Source organism: Actinokineospora inagensis DSM 44258 (genome assembly GCF_000482865.1).
GTDB classification, from domain to species: Bacteria; Actinomycetota; Actinomycetes; order Mycobacteriales; family Pseudonocardiaceae; genus Actinokineospora; species Actinokineospora inagensis.
Genome location: NZ_AXWW01000023.1, coordinates 38,436 through 57,449, shown reverse-complemented (window position 1 = coordinate 57,449; position 19,014 = coordinate 38,436). Strand labels below are relative to the sequence as shown.

General features: G+C 71.8%; 10 protein-coding genes. All 10 read right to left on the bottom strand.

Annotation, left to right across the window (positions count from 1 at the left end; all coding sequences use genetic code 11):
- Positions 1–28: 28 nt before the first annotated feature.
- Entirely contained in the window at positions 29–2,518 is a 2,490-nt protein-coding gene (locus H504_RS0109735) for a hypothetical protein (RefSeq protein ID WP_157440313.1), read from the bottom strand.
- Positions 2,515–12,015, bottom strand: coding sequence for a toxin glutamine deamidase domain-containing protein (locus H504_RS0109730; protein ID WP_026422625.1), 9,501 nt, complete (start codon positions 12,013–12,015; stop codon positions 2,515–2,517). Before H504_RS0109730 ends, H504_RS0109735 begins: the two co-directional genes overlap by 4 nt.
- An 18-nt stretch (positions 12,016–12,033) precedes the next feature.
- Complete coding sequence (locus H504_RS0109725) at positions 12,034–12,345, bottom strand: hypothetical protein (protein ID WP_026422624.1); 312 nt, start codon at positions 12,343–12,345, stop codon at positions 12,034–12,036.
- Positions 12,342–12,755: a YbaB/EbfC family nucleoid-associated protein gene (locus H504_RS38560; RefSeq protein WP_051385674.1), complete on the bottom strand. Its 414-nt coding sequence runs from the start codon at positions 12,753–12,755 to the stop codon at positions 12,342–12,344. Before H504_RS38560 ends, H504_RS0109725 begins: the two co-directional genes overlap by 4 nt.
- Positions 12,756–12,764: 9 nt before the next feature.
- Positions 12,765–15,020: a hypothetical protein gene (locus H504_RS0109715; protein WP_026422623.1), complete on the bottom strand. Its 2,256-nt coding sequence runs from the start codon at positions 15,018–15,020 to the stop codon at positions 12,765–12,767.
- A gap of 25 nt (positions 15,021–15,045) precedes the next feature.
- Entirely contained in the window at positions 15,046–15,402 is a 357-nt protein-coding gene (locus H504_RS0109710) for a hypothetical protein (protein WP_026422622.1), read from the bottom strand.
- Positions 15,403–15,467: 65 nt separating this feature from the next.
- Positions 15,468–15,758 (bottom strand): hypothetical protein, encoded by a 291-nt coding sequence (locus H504_RS0109705; protein WP_026422621.1) that lies wholly within the window; start codon positions 15,756–15,758, stop codon positions 15,468–15,470.
- A 28-nt stretch (positions 15,759–15,786) separates the two neighbouring features.
- Complete coding sequence (locus H504_RS0109700) at positions 15,787–16,086, bottom strand: hypothetical protein (RefSeq protein ID WP_026422620.1); 300 nt, start codon at positions 16,084–16,086, stop codon at positions 15,787–15,789.
- Between the two features lie 30 nt (positions 16,087–16,116).
- Positions 16,117–17,448 (bottom strand): type VII secretion protein EccB, encoded by a 1,332-nt coding sequence (gene eccB, locus H504_RS0109695; RefSeq protein ID WP_026422619.1) that lies wholly within the window; start codon positions 17,446–17,448, stop codon positions 16,117–16,119.
- Positions 17,449–17,477: 29 nt separating this feature from the next.
- Positions 17,478–18,845 (bottom strand): type VII secretion integral membrane protein EccD, encoded by a 1,368-nt coding sequence (eccD, locus tag H504_RS0109690; RefSeq protein WP_245614162.1) that lies wholly within the window; start codon positions 18,843–18,845, stop codon positions 17,478–17,480.
- Positions 18,846–19,014 lie beyond the last annotated feature (169 nt).

Genomic DNA, 19,014 nt, shown 5'->3' with positions numbered 1-19,014 from the left:
CGGTCTCCTCGATGTGGTGGGGGCGTGCTCAGGCGGGCGGGACGGTGCCGAACCAGCGGACGGGATCGTCCGGCGCGGCTGGGACGGCGGTGGTGGCGCGGGCGGTCGCGGCGGCACGCAACCCGGCGGTCGCGCGTTCGACCGGGGCGCCCTCCTCGACCAGCAGCGCCCGGCCGGGTTCCACCGCGATCACCCGCAGTTCGGTGTGCGGGAGCAGCACGACATCGGCCCGCCGGTTCCCGTCGAGCAGCCCGCCGAGCCTGCGCGCGGTCGAGGTCCAGATGAGCAGTTCGGTGTCACCGGGCACCGCCGACCCGACCGACCCGGCGGCGAGCACCGGTCCGGTCAGCCGCAGGACCGCACCCTCCCGGTGCCGGACGCCGCTCGTCCCGCGCACGACCACGCCCCGGGCGGTCGGCAGCCTGCGCAGCCCGGCGGTCAGGCAGGTGCGGAACGCGGTGTCGTAGCGGCCGGGGCTCTCCACGTAGACCCGGACCACGGCCAGTTCGGTCATCACCGTGCCCGGGTCGTCCACCGCGCGCAGCCCGGGGCGTTCGGCCAGCAGCCGCACCACCGCCCGGGTCGCCGAGTCGTACCGGGTGCCCAGTTCGGACCGGACCGCCCGGCGCTGCTCGGCGGAACTGACCGCGTCGGCCGGTACCAGTTCCTCGGGCTCCGCCGCGCTCTCCGGCACCGGTTCGACCCGCACGGGCGCGGGTGGAGGCGGGGTGAGCGATACCTGAGTGGACGCGACCTGGGTGGACGGAACCGGTGTGGCCGGGACCTGGGTGGTTGGAACCTGTGTGGACGGTGCGGACGTGGCGGGCGCGGTGATCGGCGGGAGGACCGGTGCCACCGCGGCGGTTGTGCGTGCCACCGCGGGGGCCTGCTGTACTGACGGTTGTGGCGGTGCTGACGGTTGTGGTGCGGGCAGTGCGGCGATGGCCGCGACCGACTCGGGGCCGACGGGCAGCGGTAGCGGCAGTGGAGTTGGCAGCGGCAGTGGAGTCGGCAGTGGCGTCGGCTCGCGGCGGGGGACCGTGGGCGGCAACGGGAGGGCGGGCTGACTGGTCAGTCCGACCAGCGACGTGGTCACCGTCCGGGCGACGGCGGGCAGCGGCTGGGCGGGTGCGGTCCGTTGGGGAGCCCAGGGCGACGGCGTGGTGACCGGTCCGGGCGGAGGGGGGGTCCGCGTCGAGGTGCGCGGTAGCGTGCCCGTGGTCGCCGGGCGCGGTAGCGTGCCCGTGTTCGCCGGCCGCGGAAGCGTGCCCGTGGTCGCCGGAACGCCCGGTGCCACTGGGGGTTCCGGGCGGACAGGCCTGCGCACCGGAGCGGACTGGGCCAGCGTGTCGGCGAGCGGGATGGTGTTCGCGCACGTGGGGACCACTCGCAGCCGGGCCCGGATGGCCGGGGCGAGCGAGGCGATCACCCGGGCCAACGCGGCCGACACCCCGGCAGGCACGTGGTCGACGCAGGCCAGCACCAAGTCCGGCCGGTCGGTGGTCGGGGTGAGCCACACCGGGTCGACCGGTCGGTTGTCCGGCCGGGCGAGCAGACCCCTGGCCAGCACCTCCAGCGTCCAGCCCGGTGCCAGCCGGTACCGGGCCGGGGCGATGAGCGGCAGCGCGCCCGGCACCGACCACCGGTCCAGTGTCGGCGGCTGCCCCGGCCGGTACACGCTCTCCACCGCGAACGGCGACCACGCGGGTTTCCCGTTCGCGTCCAGGTGGATCGGGCCGCCGGGGGCGGGCATCCCGTGCAGTGCGCGCACCCCGGTGCCCAACTCCTCCGCGACGTCCTGGGCGATGTCGGCCCCGTTGTAGAAGGCCAGCACGAGCGTGTCGCGGATGATGTCCGGGAAGCGCCGCACGATCGCCGCGACCGCGGCGGGTGTCGGTGCGGGCGCTGATGTCGGGGTTGGCGCGCCGACCACCAGCACCGGGCGGTCCGGGTCGGGCAGCACCCGGCGGACCGGGTCGTCGACCGGCTCGCCGCCGTGCAGCCACAGGCCCACCGGGACCTGGTCCACCTCGTCGGCCAGGTCCTCGGGCAGGTGCGCCTGCCACCAGGGCTCGGGGAAGCGCGGGCCGGTCCGCTGGTGGCCGCCGTCGACGCCGTGGGTGACCCAGGTCGCGGCCGGTCCGGTGACGAACGTGTGGCCGTCCGCGAGCCGCACCGGGTCGCCGTCCGGGGCGACGACCTCGACGCCGAGCCGGTCGGCGAGCTTGCGGGCGAGCGGGACGTCCTCGTCGGGCCGCAGGGTGGCGGCGTGCGCGGCGTAGAGCCGCACCCCGGTGGTGACCGCGTCGTCCAGGTCGGCGATCAGCCACGGGTCGAGCCTGGCCAGCGCCGCCGCCGCGGACGGGGCCACGACCACGGCCGTCCGGTGCCGTTCGGGCCGCAGGGCCGCCGCGAAGGCGACCGCCTGTTCGTCCGTCCCGGGCGCGCGCAGCAGCATCGCCCCGCCCACTCGTTCCACCGCGACCGCCACGGCCCCCAACTCCTCTCCTCGCTTCACTGGTCCACCCCCGAGGTTTCCCGGTCCACCGGCAACGGCCTGCCACGCGGCGGGAACCGCAGATGCCGCAAGCCTTCCAGGTCCGCGCCGACCACCATGGCCGTGATCTGTCCATTGAGGACCCAGGCGAAGTGCGCCACTGTGCCCGCCTGCACCGGTGCGGGCGATTGCAGCACCCAGCCGCCGCGGTAGGGGACGAGGTTGCCGATGCCGTCGGGCAGGGTGATCACGCCGCCGCGTGCGGCCGCCGCGCGCAGGTGGGTCTCGATCACCCGGTTCCGATGCGCCCCCAACGCGGCGATCCGATCCAGAACAGTGCGCCGCGACGGCCCGGACAACTCGTCCGCGACCTGCCGGTTCACGGCCAGCTCCTGGTCGATCCGGTCGAGGTCATCCGACAGGCTGCTGGAGTCACGGCTCGACGACCCGGCACCTGACCCGCCGGAGCTGTCACCGGACCCATCGCTGGAACCGTCGCTGGACCCGTCACCGGGGTCGCCGTGCAGGTGATTGTTCGCGGCGTCCTGGGCGGCGAACAGCCCGTCGACCTCTGAGGCGGCCAGGCTGAAAACGGACTCGTGCTGCGACCCGGCGGTCGTGGGGCTGATGGTGCCGAGGCTGATCGGTCGTACCGGCATGGTCGGCTGGGTGTCGTCCGGGCTCGGCATGGTCGGCTGGGTGTCGTCCGGGCTCCCGATGAGGGTATCGGCATCGTTGTGCACCGGGCTCTGGGTCCGCATCTGGCGTGGCACCTGGACGGGCAGGTTCCGGGCGTCCAGCACGGTCGCCGAGACGTCCCGCAGGTTCAAGCGGAACTCGTTCACGCCGGAACTCGGGTCGAACATCCGCAGACCGGTGTTGCTGTTGATCAGGTTCCAGGTGTGCGGCGCCGCGTCCTCGGTCAGCCTTCCGGTGACGATGGCGGTGGCGTGCGGTCCCGTGCTGCGGATCAGGTCGATCACGTTCCCGACCTCGTTGAACCGCACCGGCGGGGTGTCGTGCCAGGGCCGGTGGCTGACCGCGCTGCCCTCCGCGCCCACCACGACGGGCCTGCCGTTGTAGGTCGAGTCGAATGCCAGCGCCAACTGGTACCCGTTGTGTTGCGACGCGGGGTCGCCGTTGACCAGGTGCGCCCACGTGTGTGGATCGGTGTGCCGGACGCCCTCGGGCACGAACGACCGCAGTCGCGCCAATTGCCGGTCCGCGTCGGTCAACGGCAGGCCGAGGGCGTCGACCGACGGTCGCGGGTGGATGTACTGGTTGTTGGCGTCCAGCGGGACCGCGTACACGTCCGCCAGGTCGGGGATCGCGTTCGGTGCGGCGTGCCTGACTGTGCCTGCGACCGGATCGATGAGCATCATGAAGTCCAGGTGGAAGAACAGGTTCCAGGTGGACAGCTCGGCCGAGGTGGTGGTGCCGGTCTGGAGGATGGCGGCCGAGCCCGCGCCGCCGAGGCGGACGCGGTGGATCACCTGCTGCAGGGCGGCCGGTCCGGTGCCGAAGTGTTCCCCGTCGTGCTCGGTCCACGCCGGAGTGCCCAGGTCGTGCCCGTTGGCACCGATCACGACGGCGTTGCCGTGGTAGGAGGAGTGCAGGGCCCAGGCGACGAGGAGGCCGTTCACCTCAGGGCCGATGCCGTTGACCCGGTCCATGAGCATCGTTGGTAGCGGGTACGACGCGACCTCCTGCACAGCTTCGCGCAGTTCTTGCAATTGCAGACGTGCCTGGGGCAGTGGCCTGCGGCCGTGGTCGTCGACCGGGGGTGCCTGCCCGCGCCGGACGTGGTTGTTCGTGGCGTCCGTGACGGTCGCGGAGACCAGTCCGACCTCGGGGAAAGCATCCGCCGTGGCGAGCGTGGCCATGCCGGTGCGCGCGTAGACAAGCCACACGTCGCCTTGGTGGTTGACCAGGTTCCAGTGGTACAGCCCGCCGTCCGCCAGGTGGCCGGTCACGATGGCGGCCGCGCGGTAGCCGTTGGCGGCGACGCTGTCGATCACGTTCTGCAGGCCGGTGGTGCCGTGGCCGTAGACCTCGGCGTCGTACCCGACCCACTCCGGGCTGCCGACTTCGTTGACGCCCAGGATGACGGGGTTGCCGCGGAGGGTGGAGTGGAAAGCCCGTGCGGCGTCGAGGCTCGTTGCGCTGTTCCCCAGGCCGTTGACCTGCCCCACCCACTCGAGCGGGTGCGGGCCGGCACCGACCAGCCATGCCAGCCGCCGCAGTGGCCTGCTCAGGTGGGCCACATCATGGCCGAACCGTCGGAGGCGGACGGGGTTGTCGGTGACGTTCGCGAAGGTCCCGTAGACATGCGTGCCTTCGGCGATGGTGGGCTCGCCTTCGACGAGGATGCGGGAGCGCGCGTTGTAGACCAGCACCTGGCCGTTGTGGTTGACCAGGTTCCGGTAGTACCGGACGCCCGTCCTCAGGTGGACCTCCATGATGGCGGTCGCGCCGGGACCATCCGCGCGGAGGCGGTTGACCAGGTCCTGCCGCCCGGTCGCGTCCAGACCGAGGTAGGCCGCCGGGCGCAGCACCTGCCCGGCGAAAGCCGGATCGTTGGCGTCGATGCCCATGAGGTGCCTGTTGTAGGCGAGGTGGAACGCCCGCGTCGCCGTGCTGCCGTCCCCCTGGTCGTCGATGCCGTTGATCAGGCTCGGCCACTCGTCCGGGTCCGCGTACCGGGCGTTGGCCTCCGGCGTCGCCTGTCGCGGTTCGGCCGTGGGTTCCGGCTGGAACTCGGCGGGGGACGGCTGCTCCCGGGGTCCGGGGGTGATGGGGTTGTCCCCGGCGTCCAGCGTGATCGCGCGCACCGCACCCAGGTCGGGCATCGGGGGTGCGGTCGCGAAGTCGCTGTGCGACGCGGTCACCGGGTCGTAGACGCGCACGACGTCGCTCTCGTTGACCACCAGCCACGTGCGTTGCCGGTTGTCTCCGGTCAGCACCAGCGCGATCGAGCCGTCTCCGCCGCGGGTGATCCGCTCGACCACGGCGGCCAGGCCCGCCTCGTCGCGACCGACGTGCTCCATCTCGTACCCGTCCCAGGGCGAGTACGTCACGTCCTCGGCGATGGTGGAGCGGCCCCGGAAGGTCAGGAGGAACGCGGCTGCCGCGTCGCGCCCGGTCGCCCGACCGTCGCTGATCAGCCCGACCCACCTCGCCGGCACCGTGCGGTAGATGAATCCGGCGTCCTCGATGTCGCGTCGCCGCCGGGCCACGGCCTGGGCCGAGTTGAGCGGAGCCCCCACCGGCGCCTGCCCGCTGGTGTCGATCCGGGGTGGCAGCGGACCCCTGGGCCGCCGAACCGCCGCGGTGCGGTTCGGCTGCGCGGGGTTGGCGTTGAGCGGGTTGTTGTTGGTGTCGAACGTGATGGCGGCGACGTGGTGGAGGTTGGGGATCGCGTTCGGGGTGGCGTCGGTGACGGTGCCGTGGACCGGGTCGATGAGCAGTACCCGGTTGCCGTGGTTGACCAGGTTGCGGTTTTCCTGCAGGACTGAATCGCGGGTGGTGGTCTGCAGGATGGCGGCGGCGCTCGGGCCGCCCGCGCGGACGAGGTCGATCACCTGAGCCAGGCCTTCCGGGCCGTCCGGGAAGACCTGCTCGTCGCGTCGGGCCCAGGCCGGGTCGCCGAGGTGGTTGACGCCCAGGATGACGGGGTTGTCGCGGAGGGTGGAGTGGAACGCTCGGGCGGCGTCGAGGCTGTTGGCGTCCGGCCCGGTCTCGTTGATCCGGTGTGCCCAGTCGGCCGGGGTGCCGAAGGACACGAGTGGCCGGAGCATCTCCAGTACCAGCGCACCCCGGAGCGTGACGAGGTCCTGCCTGCCCACGTCGACGGCGTCCTCTTGCGGAGTGAGGATGGCAGGCTCGGCGGGGGAGGCTGGGTTCGCCGCCTCCTGCTCGGCGAAGAGTTGTCCGATCTCCGAAGCGGGCAGGCTGAAGATGGAGCTGCTGGGTGACGCGGCGGTCTCGGCGCCGGAGGAGCTGATGGGGCTGTCGACCGGGATGTCCGGCGGGGTGGCCGGGCGCCCGAGGAGGGTGTCGGCGTCGCTGTCGACGGGGCTCAGTACCCGTGCCTCGACCGGGATCGGCAGGTACTGGTTCTGGTGGTCCACCAGGACCGCCGAGACGTCCTCGAGGTCCAGGTAGTAGGGGTGGCTCGCGCCGGAGTACGGGTCGAGCAGCCGCATGCCGCCGTCGTCGTTGATCAAGGTCCAGGTGCGGAACTCGGCGTTGGCGCCCAGGCGGCCGATGACGATCGCGGCGGAGTTGCTTCCCGCGTCGTGGAGCAGGCCGACCACGGCGTCGATGCCGGTGACCCGTGCCGGTTCCAGACGGTGCCAGTTCGCGCGGCGGACCGCGTTGCCCTGCGCGCCCACCACGACGGGTACGCTGTGGTAGCCCGAGAGGACCGCCAACGCCAGCCGATGCCTGTTTTCCGGGGAGTCGGGCTCGGTGGGGTCGCCGTTGACCAAGTGCGCCCATGTCTCCGGGTTGGTGTACCGGACGCCCCGGGGGATGAACGCCCGCAGTTGCCGCAGTTGCGAGTCCGCGTCGGTCAGCGGCCTGCCGTGGGCGTCGACCGCCGGTTCCGGAGCGTGGATGTAGTTGTTGTCGGCGTCCAGCGGCACCGCTTGCACGTTCGCCAGATCGGGGATCGCGTTCGGCGTGGCCGTGCGGCCGGTGCCCGCGACCGGGTCCACGAGCCACACGGTGCCGTCGTGGAAGAACACGTTCCAGGTGGACAGCTCGGTCGTGGTGGTGCTGTCGGTCCGGACGATGGCGGCCGAGCCCGCGCCGCCGAGGCGGACCCGGTGGATCACCCGCTGCAGGGCCGCCGGTCCCTCGCCGAAGTATTCCCCGTCGTGCTCGGCCCACGCCGGAACGCCGAGAGTGTGCTCGTTCGCGCCCACCACGATGGGGTTGCCGTGGTAAGAGGAGTGGAGGGCCCAGGCGGCGAGGAGGCCGTCCGCCTCGGGGCCGATGCCGTTGACCAGGTCCATGAGCCCTGTCGGGTGGGCATACGGCGTACCGTCGGCGAACTCCCTCCGCATGGCGCGCAGTCGCTGATGCGCGTCGAGTTGCGATCGGGGGGCGTTGTCGTCGGTCAGCGGTATCGCGCCGAGCCGCACGTGGTTGTTGGCGGCGTCCGTGATGGTCGCGAAGATCCGCCCGAGCCCGGGGAGGGCGTTCGCCGTGGCGACCCGGGCCTCGCCGACGAGCGCGTCGAACAGCCACACCTCGCCCTGGTGGTTGACCAGGTTCCAGAAGTGCGGCTCGTCGCTGCCCCGTTGGCCGAACATGACGGCGGCTGAGCCGTCGCCGTTGGCCAACAGGCTGTTGATCACGTTTCGCAGACCCGCCGCACCGTCGCCGTAGGCCTCGGCGCCGTACTCGACCCAGGGCGGACTGCCGAGTGCGTTGGCGCCGAGGACAACGGGGTGGCCGCGGAGGGTGGAGTGGAACGCCAGGGCGGCATCGACACTCGTGCCGTGGTCCCCCAGGCCGTTGACCAGCCCCACCCAACTCCGCGGGCCGTCGCCGAGCCGCTGTGTCAGGTCCGCCAGTTGGGTGTGCGGGTCGGCCGAGCCGATGCTCGCCAGAGATGGCAGGGCGGGCCCGTGGCCGAGGAAGGGGTTGTTGGTGGTGTTCGTGAAGGTCGCGAAGACATTCCCGAGCTCACGGAGGGTGTACCCGGGCAGCGGACGGCCGTCGAGCGCGTCGTAGACCAGCACCTGGCCGTTGTGGTTGACCAGGTTCCGGTGGAACCAACTGTCCTCCGCCAATCGGTGGACGATCACGATCGCGGCCGCGCCGGGGCCGTCCGCGCGGACGCGGTTGACCACGTCCTGCCACCCGATCTCATCCACACCGATGTAGCGCGCGCCGGTCCACCACTGGCTGATGAGTCCACGGTCGTTGGCGCCCATGACCACGGGACGACCGTGGTAGCTGGACAGGAACGCCATTGCCGCGGCGCCGAGGTAGGTTTCGACGCGGCCGCCGTTGACCAGGCTCGCCCACCTCGCCGGGTCCCCGTACCGGGCGTTGGCGTCCGGAATCTCCAATCGCAGCGCGCGCAGTCGCAGCTCCGGCCCGGTTGCCTGGCGCACAGCCGCGATCTCGATGGGCGCCTGCGGTAGGGGGTTGTTGTCGCGGTCGAATGTGATCGCGGCGACGTGGTGGAGCTCGGGGATCGCGTCCGGCGTGGCATCGACGACCGTGCCGTTGCCCGGGTCGACGAGCAGGATCTGGTTGTTGTGGTTGATGAGGTTCCAGTTGTACTGGATGACCGAGCCGTGGGTGGTGGTCTGCAAGATGGCAGTCGAGTTCGGGCCGCCTGTGCGGAGGCGGTTGATCACCTGCACCAGGCCGTCCGGACCGTCGTCGAAGATTTCCTCGTCCCGTTGCGCCCAGGCCGGATTGCCGAGGTCGTTGGCGCCCAGGGCAACGGGATGGCCCTGGTAGGTGGAGTGGACCGCGAGTGCGGCGTCGAAGTTGTCGCCCTCCGACGCGACGTCGCTGATCAGGTGTGCCCATTCCTGCGGGGGGACGAACCTGGTGCCCTCCGGCACGATCCGCCTCAGCAGGTCCAGCCGCTCGGGGAGGATGGGGTTGTCTCCGGCGTCCAGCGTGATCGCGCGCACCGAACCCAGACCGGGCATCGGGGGAGCGGTCGCGATATCGCTGTGGGACGCGGACACCGGGTCGTAGATCCGCACGGTGCCGCCCTGGTTGACCACGATCCACACGCGTGACCCGTTGTGGGTCAGCATCATCGCGATCGAGCCGTCCCCACCGCGATCAATCCGCTCGACCACGGTGGCCAGGCCGGCCTGGTCGTGCCCGACGTCCTCCATGGCGTGCCGGTCCCAGGCCGAGTCCGTCACGTCCTCGGCGATGATGGGGTAGCCCCGGAAGGTCGAGTAGAACGCGCTCGCCGCCGCGTACCCGGCGGCCTGACCATCGCTGATCAGGCGGCCCCAGCTCTCCGGCTCCGAGCGGTGGCGCAGTCCCCACGCCTCCATGACCTGCCGCCGTCCAGCCGCGTCGACCGGGAAGCCTGCGGCAACCGCCGCCTGCAGGGTGGTGGCGATCGGCGGCGGGACTCTGCGCCGCCGTGTGCCCGTACCGGTCTGCCCCGCGGCCGCGGTCACGGTCGGTGCGTCCGGTTCGGTGCGGCTGCCCGGAGCGATGGGCGGGGCCGATTCCGTTGGCGTGCTTGCGGGAATCGGCGCTGCCGGTCTGGTGGAGGTGGCCGATTCGGACATGGATGCGGCCGGGCTGGTGGGAGTGGCCGGTGGGGTGGGGGTTCCGGACCTGGTGGGCCTTGTCGGGGTGGTGCTGCTGCCCGGGGTGGGGAGAGCGGGAGCCGGAGTGAGGACTGTCGGGCTGCCTGCGCCTTGTCCGGTGCTTGCTGTGACCTCGGCGGTTGTGCCCGCGGTCTGGCTTGCCGTGGTGGTTGGCGTGCTGGTGTTGGCCAGGTCGCTCGCGCGTTGGCCGGTGGTGGGCGTGGGCTCGGCGGCGGTCTGGCCGCCTGCCGTTGCCGTGACAGGGGTTGTGGTTGCTTCGACGGTGGCGGGTGCGGCGGTGGTGGGTGCCGTAGTGGTCGGTTCGCTGGTACTCGCCGACACTGCGGGCCGTTGTCCGGTGGTGGGTGTGGCTGTCTGGGGGACCGTGCTCGTGGTGGTTGTGGTGGCGCCGCGCGTGGCTGTGGTCGATCCACCGGTGCTCGCCGGGATATCGGGTCGCGGTGCGGTGGTGGCGGCAGGCGCGACGGTGGTGGGTGCCGGAGTGGTCGGTTCGCTGGTGCCCGCTGGCACTGCGGGCCGTTGCTCGGCGGCGGGTGTAGCTGTTTGGGGAACCGCGTTCGTGGCGGTTGTGGCGAGGGTGTGCGCGGCTGTGGTCGGCCCACCGGTGCTCGTCGGGACGTCGGATCGCGGCGCGGCGGTGGTGGGTGCCGTACTGGTGGGCTCGCTGGTGCCCGCCGGCACCTCGGGCCGTTGTCCGGTGGTGGGTGTGGCTGTGTGGGGGACCGTGCTCGTGGGGGTTGTGGTGGCGTTGTGCGTGGCTGTGGTCGGCCCACCGGTGCTCGTCGGGACATCGGATCGCGGTGTGGTGGTGGGTCCGGTGCCTGTCCGGGGTGTGGTGCCGGGAACCTCGTTGCTGGGACGGGGGTTCCGGCCGGCCTGGGTGGCGGGTTCGGCCGGGTGGGTAGTCGTCGAGGTGCCGGTGGCGGGCGGGGTGCTGGTGGGTTGGCCGGGCGACACCGGTCGCGGCGCGTCGGTGTTGCCCGCGTGTTCGGTGGCGGGCGACGGCGTGGCCGTGGGAGTGGCGCCTGGGGTCCGCGCGAACCCGTTCGCTGTGAGCGGGTGGCTCCCGGCCACTGGTGTGGTTGTCGCGGGTTCGGCGGAGTGGGGCGTGGGGACCGGCAGGCTCGTCTGTCCGGTCGACGAAACGGGCGACGCGGCCGCATTGTCCACTGTGGTCTCAACAACCGCTTCAGATCCACTGTGGACTTCTGGGCTGTGCGGGGTCTCGCCGAGGTGCAGGGTGGGGGCGTGTCCGGCGCCGGTGCCCGCGTGGCGGACCGACCGGCCTGCGGCGCCGCCGATGCCGGAGACGCCGCCGGAGGTGGCCGAGAACACGTTCATGCTGAACTCACCGGTGGTGAGGAAGTTGTAGAGCGTCTCGGTGAAGACCTCGTGGAAGGCCTCCACCCCCACCTCGGAGATCAGTTCGGGGATGGTGTGCGCCCAGCCGGGCATGCCTTTGGCGAACTTGGCGAACTTCGACAGCACGGACTCGACGCCCTGGGCGGTGGCGTGCGCGAGCACCTCGCCGACGCCTGCCAGTGGGATCATCAGCACACCGCCGAGCGCGCCGACGCCGAGGGCGTTGGTGGTGTAGCCCGTGTTCCACTGGTGTCGGGTGCCCATGGCGAACTGCATGCCCTGCGCCACCACGTCGATCACCACCTGGAACGCCATGCCGACCATCTCGGCCTGGGCGAACCGCAGCAGCAGTCGACCCGCCGCGGTCCGCAGCAGTGCCCGCACGGCGGCGACGCGTTCGGCGAGCCAGGCCATGCTCGCCCCGCCCGTCTCCGCCGCGGCCGCCGACGCCCAGGCGATTTCCACGGCCAGCGCGACCAGGCTCAGCACCGAGACGAGCTTGACGTACTCGACGTCCACCGCGAGGTCGTGCAGGTATTTCGCCAACCCGTGGAACTGTTCCGCCGAGGCGGCGATGTAGTTGTCCGCCCCTTCGACGAACGGTGACATCTTGGCGACGAACGCTTGCTCGGTCGCGCCGTTGAACGTCGACCTGATGGCGATGACGGCCTTGAGCAGCTCCGGGGCCAACTCGCCGGTGAGGCGGTTCGCCGCGGTGTCCCACGCGGTGGCCAACGTGTGCAGCTTGTCCTCGTTCGCGTCCGGCCATTCCTCGCCGGTGATCACCAGGAACATCCGGCGCACGTCGTCCGGGACCATCATCGCCATCAGGGGTGGGTGTCCTTGTCAGGAGGGCTGGACGGCGGCTTCGGCGTCGTCCGATGTCTCGGCGAACACGGCGGCCGCCTTGACGGTGCCCGCGCCGGTGTCGTCCAGGGTCTTGCGCAGCAGGCGCAGGAAGTCCAGCCCCTGCTGCGCGCTGGGCTGGTACCCGTTGTTGAACTGGCTGCCCATCGTGCCGGTGCCGCCCGCGCCGCGCGCGTCCGCCACGGCGGCGAACAGCTTGTCGCAGATGTCGTCGGCGACGTTCACCACGCCTTCCAAGTTGATGCCCGCGTTGTGCAGCGCCTCGGGGTCAACGGAGAAACGGTTGCTCACTTGGTCCACATCCTGGTCGAGTCGGTGGCGGCGGAGTTCAGCATGGTCTCCACCTCGGCCCGCAAAGCGTCTACGGAGGACAGTTCGAAGCCGTTGGGGGCCAACCCCTTCGGCATCAGCTCGGTGAAGGTGCCCTGGGTGCCCGCCGCGGCGAGCTCCTGCGCCTTCGTGATCGTCTCGATGAGCTTGCCGCTCAGTTCGGCCGGTGCCAGTTCCCGCCAGCGCCTGCCGCTGAACTTGAGGTCGAGCAGCTTGCCCCGACCGTCCACGGTGACCTCGAACATGCGGTCGTCCGCGGTGACCGTGGTCGTGGCGGAGCGCACCCGCTCGACCGCGGCGGTGATCTTCTCGTGTTCCTCGCGCAGCGACGCCAGCGCCGCGGCCATCTCGTTGTGCAGTGGTGTCGACACGGTCGCCTCCTAGTTGCCGGTGCTCTCGGCGGTCGGCGCGGCCTCGCGCTCGACCGGGGTCGCGGCGACCGGGGTGGTGGTCGACCGCAGGTGGACGTGCGTGCTGACGAGCGGCTCGTCGGTCTCGGGCAGGCCGATGTCCGGGCGGCCGATCACGCCGAGACCGGCGGCGCTGTCGGTACCCCAGACCTTGTCGTCCTCGGTGAGCCAGGTCGCCCGCTCGCGTTCCTTCTCCTCCCGGCCACCTCCCGCGCCCGCACCCGCGCCACCCATCGGCATGTACGGCATACCGCCGTAACCGGAGGACGCCGAGGTCCCGGCCGCTCCGGGCGCACCAGCGGCAGCGGACCCGGAGCCCGCGCCGGTGCCCGCCCAGTCGGCCCAGCCCCCCGCCGAGCCGGTCCCCACCGCGCCGGAGCCGGTGCCGCCCACACCGCCAACTCCACTGCCGAGCCCGCCGCTGAGTCCGCCACCCGCGGCACCCGAGCCGAGGCCCGCGACGGAGTCCAGGCCCGCGCCGCCGCCCGCCGAGCCCCAGGAATCCAGGCTGGGCGACGGCGTGGTGGCCCGGAAGGCGTTGAAGTCCGGGGCGGGACCTGATCCCGGGGTCGCGCCCGGACCCAGGCTGAGCCCACCGTTCGCAGTGCTCCCGGGGAATCCGCTCGTCGAACCGCCCCCGCCGGACGACGGCAGGGACGGGACCCCGCTGCCGGACCCGTTCGGCACGGTGATCGGGTTCGGTGACCAGCCGTGCTCGTCGATCGTCCCGTCCGGTACCTGCCCGCTGATGTTCGGCACGGTGGGGATCACGCCGGAACTGACGCCCGCGTGCGAGTCGTCGGTGCCGCCGCCCGGGTTCAGGTTGGGGAACAGCACCCCGCCGCTCGTGGGCAGCCCAACACCCGCGCCACTGTCTCCAGTGGACAGATTCGGCACGGTGGCGCCGCCGTTGGCGAGGTCCGCCACCCCCGAGCCGCCGCCCGCGAAATCGGGGATGGTGGTGCCACCGCCGGACAGGTCCGGTACGCCCGTGCCACCGGCGCCACCGCCTGCCAGATCGGCCACGCCCGTCCCGTCCGCCCCGCCGCCCGAGAAGTCGGGCAGTCCGGTGCCGTCGGCGCCGCCGCCCGCCAGGTCGGCCAGCCCCGACCCGTCCGGCGAGGTGAGACCGGCGTCGGCGAGCGTGGTGTCCGCGTCGCTGGAGCTCAGGATGCCGACGGTCGGTGGTTGGTTGGCCTGCAGGTCGCCCAGGCTCAAGCCGGCCCGCTGGTAGGCCGCGTCGAGCTTCTCGAACTCGATGCGCGCCTGCTGGTCCATGGCGTCCAGTTCGGCCCGCAGCAGGTCGCTGAGGATCGGGTTGAACTGGTTCATCGGCGCGCCCGTCTTCAGGTCGCCCTTGATCCCGGCCATTGGGCCGGTCAACCGCTCCCCGGTCGAGTTGACCGCGAACGCTGCCAACCTATCCTTGATGTAGTTCTCGGCAATGCTCCGGCCGAAATGCCCGTTGTCGGTCAACGCGTCGAGCGCGTACCCCTTTCCCCCTGGTACCGACATCGTCTTGGCGCGTGCGTCGAGCCCCTGCTGGATGAGGTAGTCGTCGAGGGTGACCAGGAACCCGTTGAGGTTCTGCACCGCCAGGTTGATCAGGCCGCGGTGCTGGTTCCAGATGTTGGCCATGTTCACCCCGAAGGCGCCCAATGCCAGCGCCGCTTCCTTGAGCCCGGTGACCGTGGACGGTGTGCGGTCGGCGGTCAGTTGCCTGCTCAGGTCGGTGAAGGTGAACGAGAGCCGGTTCAGGTTGCCCAGGATCGCGTAGGCCGCCTTGCCGCGCAGGGCGGCGTCGTCGCCGCTGAGGCTGTCCACCCACTTCTGCACCATGGACTGGCCGTTGTGCAGGAAGTCCAGGTACCGGTCGGCAGTCACCATGGCGTCGAAGAGGCGCTGCACGTCCAACAGCCCGGTCTTGCCGGAAGCCGCCCGTTGCGTGATCCCGTCGATGTTCAGGCAGCCGTTCTGCCAGGCGTTGAACGCCGCCATGTTGACGTCGAAACCGAAGTAGTAGGTGTCCCAGGCGTGGTAGGAGATCGAGTTCGACGCCGACGGCGTCGAGGCGACCTTCAGCCACGCGCCGGACGGGTCCCCGCGCCCGTCGCCCGCGTCGGCGATCGAGCGCAGATCGCTGCCCTGCCCGGTGACGGCGAACAGGATCTGCTCGTAGGTCGCCGTGCTGAAATCGCCGGACGACGGGACGACGGGGTCGGCCATGGTGCTCCCTAGTGCTTCGTCTGCGTCAGTGCGCGCTGGGGTTGAGGTCGGGGAACTCGGCGACGAACCGGTTGACGTCGTACTGCGCCAGGTCGTTGGTCTCGTTGAACACGCCCTTGGCCGCGAACAACGCGTTGCGGAACTTCACGATGGCCTGGCGCAGTGCGTCGTTCTGCTGCTGCACCGAACCGCCGAAGTGCTTGCCCTTGCTCAACATGTCCTGCGCCGCCTGCCACTTGGGGGTGCCGGGCAGCAGGGTGAAGTCGGCGTTGAGCGGGTTGGTGTCGGAGTTGGTCGAGTGGTGCAGGACCATGTCCTCGAGTTGGTCGAGCATGGTGGCGAGCTGGTCGAACTGGTTCTCGTCGAAGGTGATGTTGGCCATCTTGCGTCTCCTGTGGACGGTGGACGGGCCGCCCGGACCGCGCGGTCGCGGTCCGGGCGCGGTGGTCAGCCGAGCATGATCCCCTGGCCGCGGCTGTCGCCGTTGCTGAAGATGTCGTGCACGTTGATCGAGGAGAGCGAGTGCGCGTTGAGCTTGGTCTCCATCTCCGCGTAGGTGTTGGTCCAGTTCTGCTGGGCCTCCTGCCAGAGCGCGGTCGCCTTGCCCTGGGTGGCCACCTCGATGTTCTTGAGCGCGCCGTTGAGCGCGTCCAGGATGTCGCCGAGCTGGCGGACGTACATGTAGAGCTGCTCGTTGAGCTGCAGGTAGCCGTCGTGGTCGATGTCGAACGCGGTCATCTTCTCTGTCCTCTTCGGATCGTCGGGCTCAGGCGGTGGCCGCGGACGCGTCGGCGTCGGCGGACCGGTTGGTCTGCAGCAGCGCGGTCGCCTTGCTGTTCAGGGCGTCGAGCTGGTTGCGGACCTGGTTGAAGTCCGCGCTCCACTCGCCGATGACGGTGGCCAGCTTGACGCCGGAGGCGGAGTTGTTGACCACGGGCAGGGTGGACTGGATGTTGAGCACGCCGCTGTTGAGGTGCGCCATCTGCTGCAGACCGGTCTCGGTCGCGTTGATGATGCCCTGCAGGGTGGCGTCGTCGTAGCCGTAACGGTTTCCCGGTGCGGTCATGGTTGTTCTCTCCTGGGTTTGATCGGCACTTCAGGTGATGCGGTCGAGCACAGGCCCGGTGGGCAGCAACGCGATGAGTCCCGAGGGGACCAGCGACGCGTTGTCCACCGGCTGCCCCAACGCGGTCGCGGCCGCGCCGCTCGCGACGGGGAACTTGGTGCCGGCGTCGGTCACCAGGTAGACCCCGGCTCCCGGGACGCCGGGCGCGGGCCGGGTGCGCACCAGCAACCCGGCCCCTGGGGCGACGCGCACTTGGTCGGCGGTCGACTCGTCCCGCGCGACGCCGGGCGCGGCGGTGACCCGGCTGCTGTCGGGCGCGGGACCGGCGAAGAGTTCGGCGTGGTCGTCGGCCCAGCGCACGCAGGGGGCGCCGCCGTCGAGCCGCAGCGGGGTGGGCATGTCCGCCGGGAGTGCCTGGAGCTCGTCCGGGACGGGCAGCAGGGGGATGGCGGCCAGGGCGGACGCGGTGACCTCGCGCGGGGGAGCGGGGGCGGCCGGGTCGGCGACCAGCAGCGCCGCCGCGGTCGCGCTGACCGGCACCAGACCGGCGGTCTGGACCAGGTAGAACTTGGTCCCCACCACGGTTCCCGGCACCCGCAGCAGCTGCCCGGTGACCGTCGGTACACCCGCGACAACCGGACCGCGGTCACCGCGGCGGACCTTGGGCGAGCCGAGGTCGGGCCCCGCGGGCAGCGCGTTGAGCCAGCTCGCTGCCACCGGCACTGCGGTCGGGTCCAGCCCGAGCGCGGCGGGCACCCAGGGCGCGGTGACCGCCATCCGCTGGTCGCCCCAGGCCAGGTGGATCGAACCGTCCGGTGCGCGGACCAGTTGGGCGCCGGTCACCGCGGGTGCCGGGGCGGCGGCGGACAGTGCCAGCGCGACGCCGGGGCCGTCCGGTGTGGACATCGAGCAGACCGTCCACACGCGAGGGGCGCCACCCGGGGTGGGCAGCACGTCCGGGGCGCCCATGATCCCGATCGGACCGCCCTGCGGCACACCGGCCAGGTCAGCGCTGTCCACGGCGGCGACCTTGGGGTTGGCGCCGAGCAGCAGGCGGACCGAGGCGTAGTTGAGCACCGGCCGCAACGTGCCGTCTACGTAAAGGAAGCGGTTTCCGGTCCCGGAATCGAGCACGAGCGTGCCTGGCGCGCGCCAGGCGTCACCACCACCGCCCGGCGAGATCAGCCGGACGACCAGCACGACCACCAGCACCAGACCGGCCACCGCGACCCCGCCGGTCAGGCCGGACGAGGTGCGGCGCAACGGCCGTTCCAGCGCGTCCGGGTCGACGCGCAGCACGGCGTTGGTGAGCCGACCAACCAGGAACGAGTGCGCCTGGACCTGGTCGCGTCTGCTGTACAAGGATCACCTTTCGTGGCTGGGGTTCCGGGTCAATGCCAGAGGGCGACCAGGGCGGTGTACGCCCCGGCCACGGACAGCGCGAGTGGCAGCACGGCCAGTGCGCACGCCCAGTGCGCCAGATCACCCCACCGTCCCCACCTGGGCACGAACCGGCGGCCGGGCACGGTGTGCGCGGCCACCAGGGCGAGGACGGCGGCGACGACCAGCCCGCCGGAGAGCAGCGGCCGGGCGGCCGGGTCGAGCTCGCCGAAGGCCGCGACCAGCAGCGCGGACAGCCCGCCCACCGCGGGGACCAGCGCGGCGGCCCGGTGCCAGACGGCGGCGAGTTCCCTGGCGTGCAACAACATCAGCGCGACGACGACGCCCACCAGGACCTTGGCGTCCCAGCGGGGGCTCGCGGCGAGGACGACCAGGCAGGCAGTGGCGACCGCGCCCAGCGCCGCCAGCAGCGCGGTCAGGTACGCGTCGACCCGCTCGGCCCTGGCCAGCACCGTCCCGCTCGGACGCGGGTCGAGGTCCTGTTGGAACTCCAACGCGGAGGTGGGGACCGGGTCCACCGTCAACCCGGCCAGCCGGGCCGCCGCGAGCGGCACGACCCGGACCAGCAGCAGCGCGAGGACCAGGGTGGCCGCCGCGGCGGTGGTGCCGCCAAGGCCGGTCCCGGTGGCCACGGCGCCACCCGCGGTGGCCAGCGCCCCGGCCAGGGCGAGCGCGATGAACGCCGCGTCCTTGCCGCCGATGACGAACCGGGCCAGGACGGCCGCCGCGGTGGTCGCAGCGGCGCCCGCGAGCAGACCGGGTCCGGTCAGCAGCCGGTCGACCGGGTGTCCGCCGTAGGGCAGGCCCAACCCGGCCACCGCCGCCGCGGCGACCGAGGCGCAGGCGAAAACCAGTGCCGCGGTCCGGTTTCCCAGTGAGCGCGCGGCCGCAGCACCGGCGGCCAACAACACCAGGGCGAGCACACCGCCGGAGATCCCCATCGCGACGCCGGTGTCCGCGCGCGCCGCGCCGAGCACGGCGAGGGCCGCGGCCAGCCCGGTGACCGCGGTCCAGGCCCGCCGGGTCAGCGCCGGGCGCCAGCGGTCTTCCTTCGTGGACAGTCCGGTGTGGATTCCGTCGACCAGGTCGTCGAACGCGACCAGCGGCAACAACCCGTCACGGGGGCGCAGGTGCAGCAGGTCGCCGTCGTAGAGCCCGAGCGCGGCGGTGCCGTGGTCCTCGTCCAGCGGCGGTTCGCCGAGGCGCTGCAGAACCCAGCCGCCGTGCGCCAAACCGGAGGTGGCCAGGGTGGGGTCCAGGTGGCCGAGCACGGTGGGCATCAGGTCGGCGAGCGGAACGTGGGCGGGAACCGCCAGTTCGATCCGAGACCCTGGTCCACATATTGTGAGCCTGCACATCTCGCCGGACGTTGTTGGCGGAGCGGGGGTCATAGTCGCGAAAGGTAAGCCGGCGCTGGCCTGGTAAACGTGACTTGAGGTGAACAAAGCTTTAATTCCAGGTGACATTCTGGTGCGTTGGGCCATTTGGTCCAGACCAAGGTGCAGGCCAAAATGGACAATGCGCCGC

Coding starts and splice junctions, on each gene's coding strand:
- H504_RS0109730 (WP_026422625.1), bottom strand. CDS start 12,015: ATGGCGATGATGGTCCCGGACGACGTGCGCCGGATGTTCCTGGTGATC.
- H504_RS0109715 (WP_026422623.1), bottom strand. CDS start 15,020: ATGGCCGACCCCGTCGTCCCGTCGTCCGGCGATTTCAGCACGGCGACC.
- H504_RS0109705 (WP_026422621.1), bottom strand. CDS start 15,758: ATGACCGCGTTCGACATCGACCACGACGGCTACCTGCAGCTCAACGAG.
- H504_RS0109700 (WP_026422620.1), bottom strand. CDS start 16,086: ATGACCGCACCGGGAAACCGTTACGGCTACGACGACGCCACCCTGCAG.
- H504_RS0109710 (WP_026422622.1), bottom strand. CDS start 15,402: ATGGCCAACATCACCTTCGACGAGAACCAGTTCGACCAGCTCGCCACC.
- eccD (WP_245614162.1), bottom strand. CDS start 18,845: ATGTGCAGGCTCACAATATGTGGACCAGGGTCTCGGATCGAACTGGCG.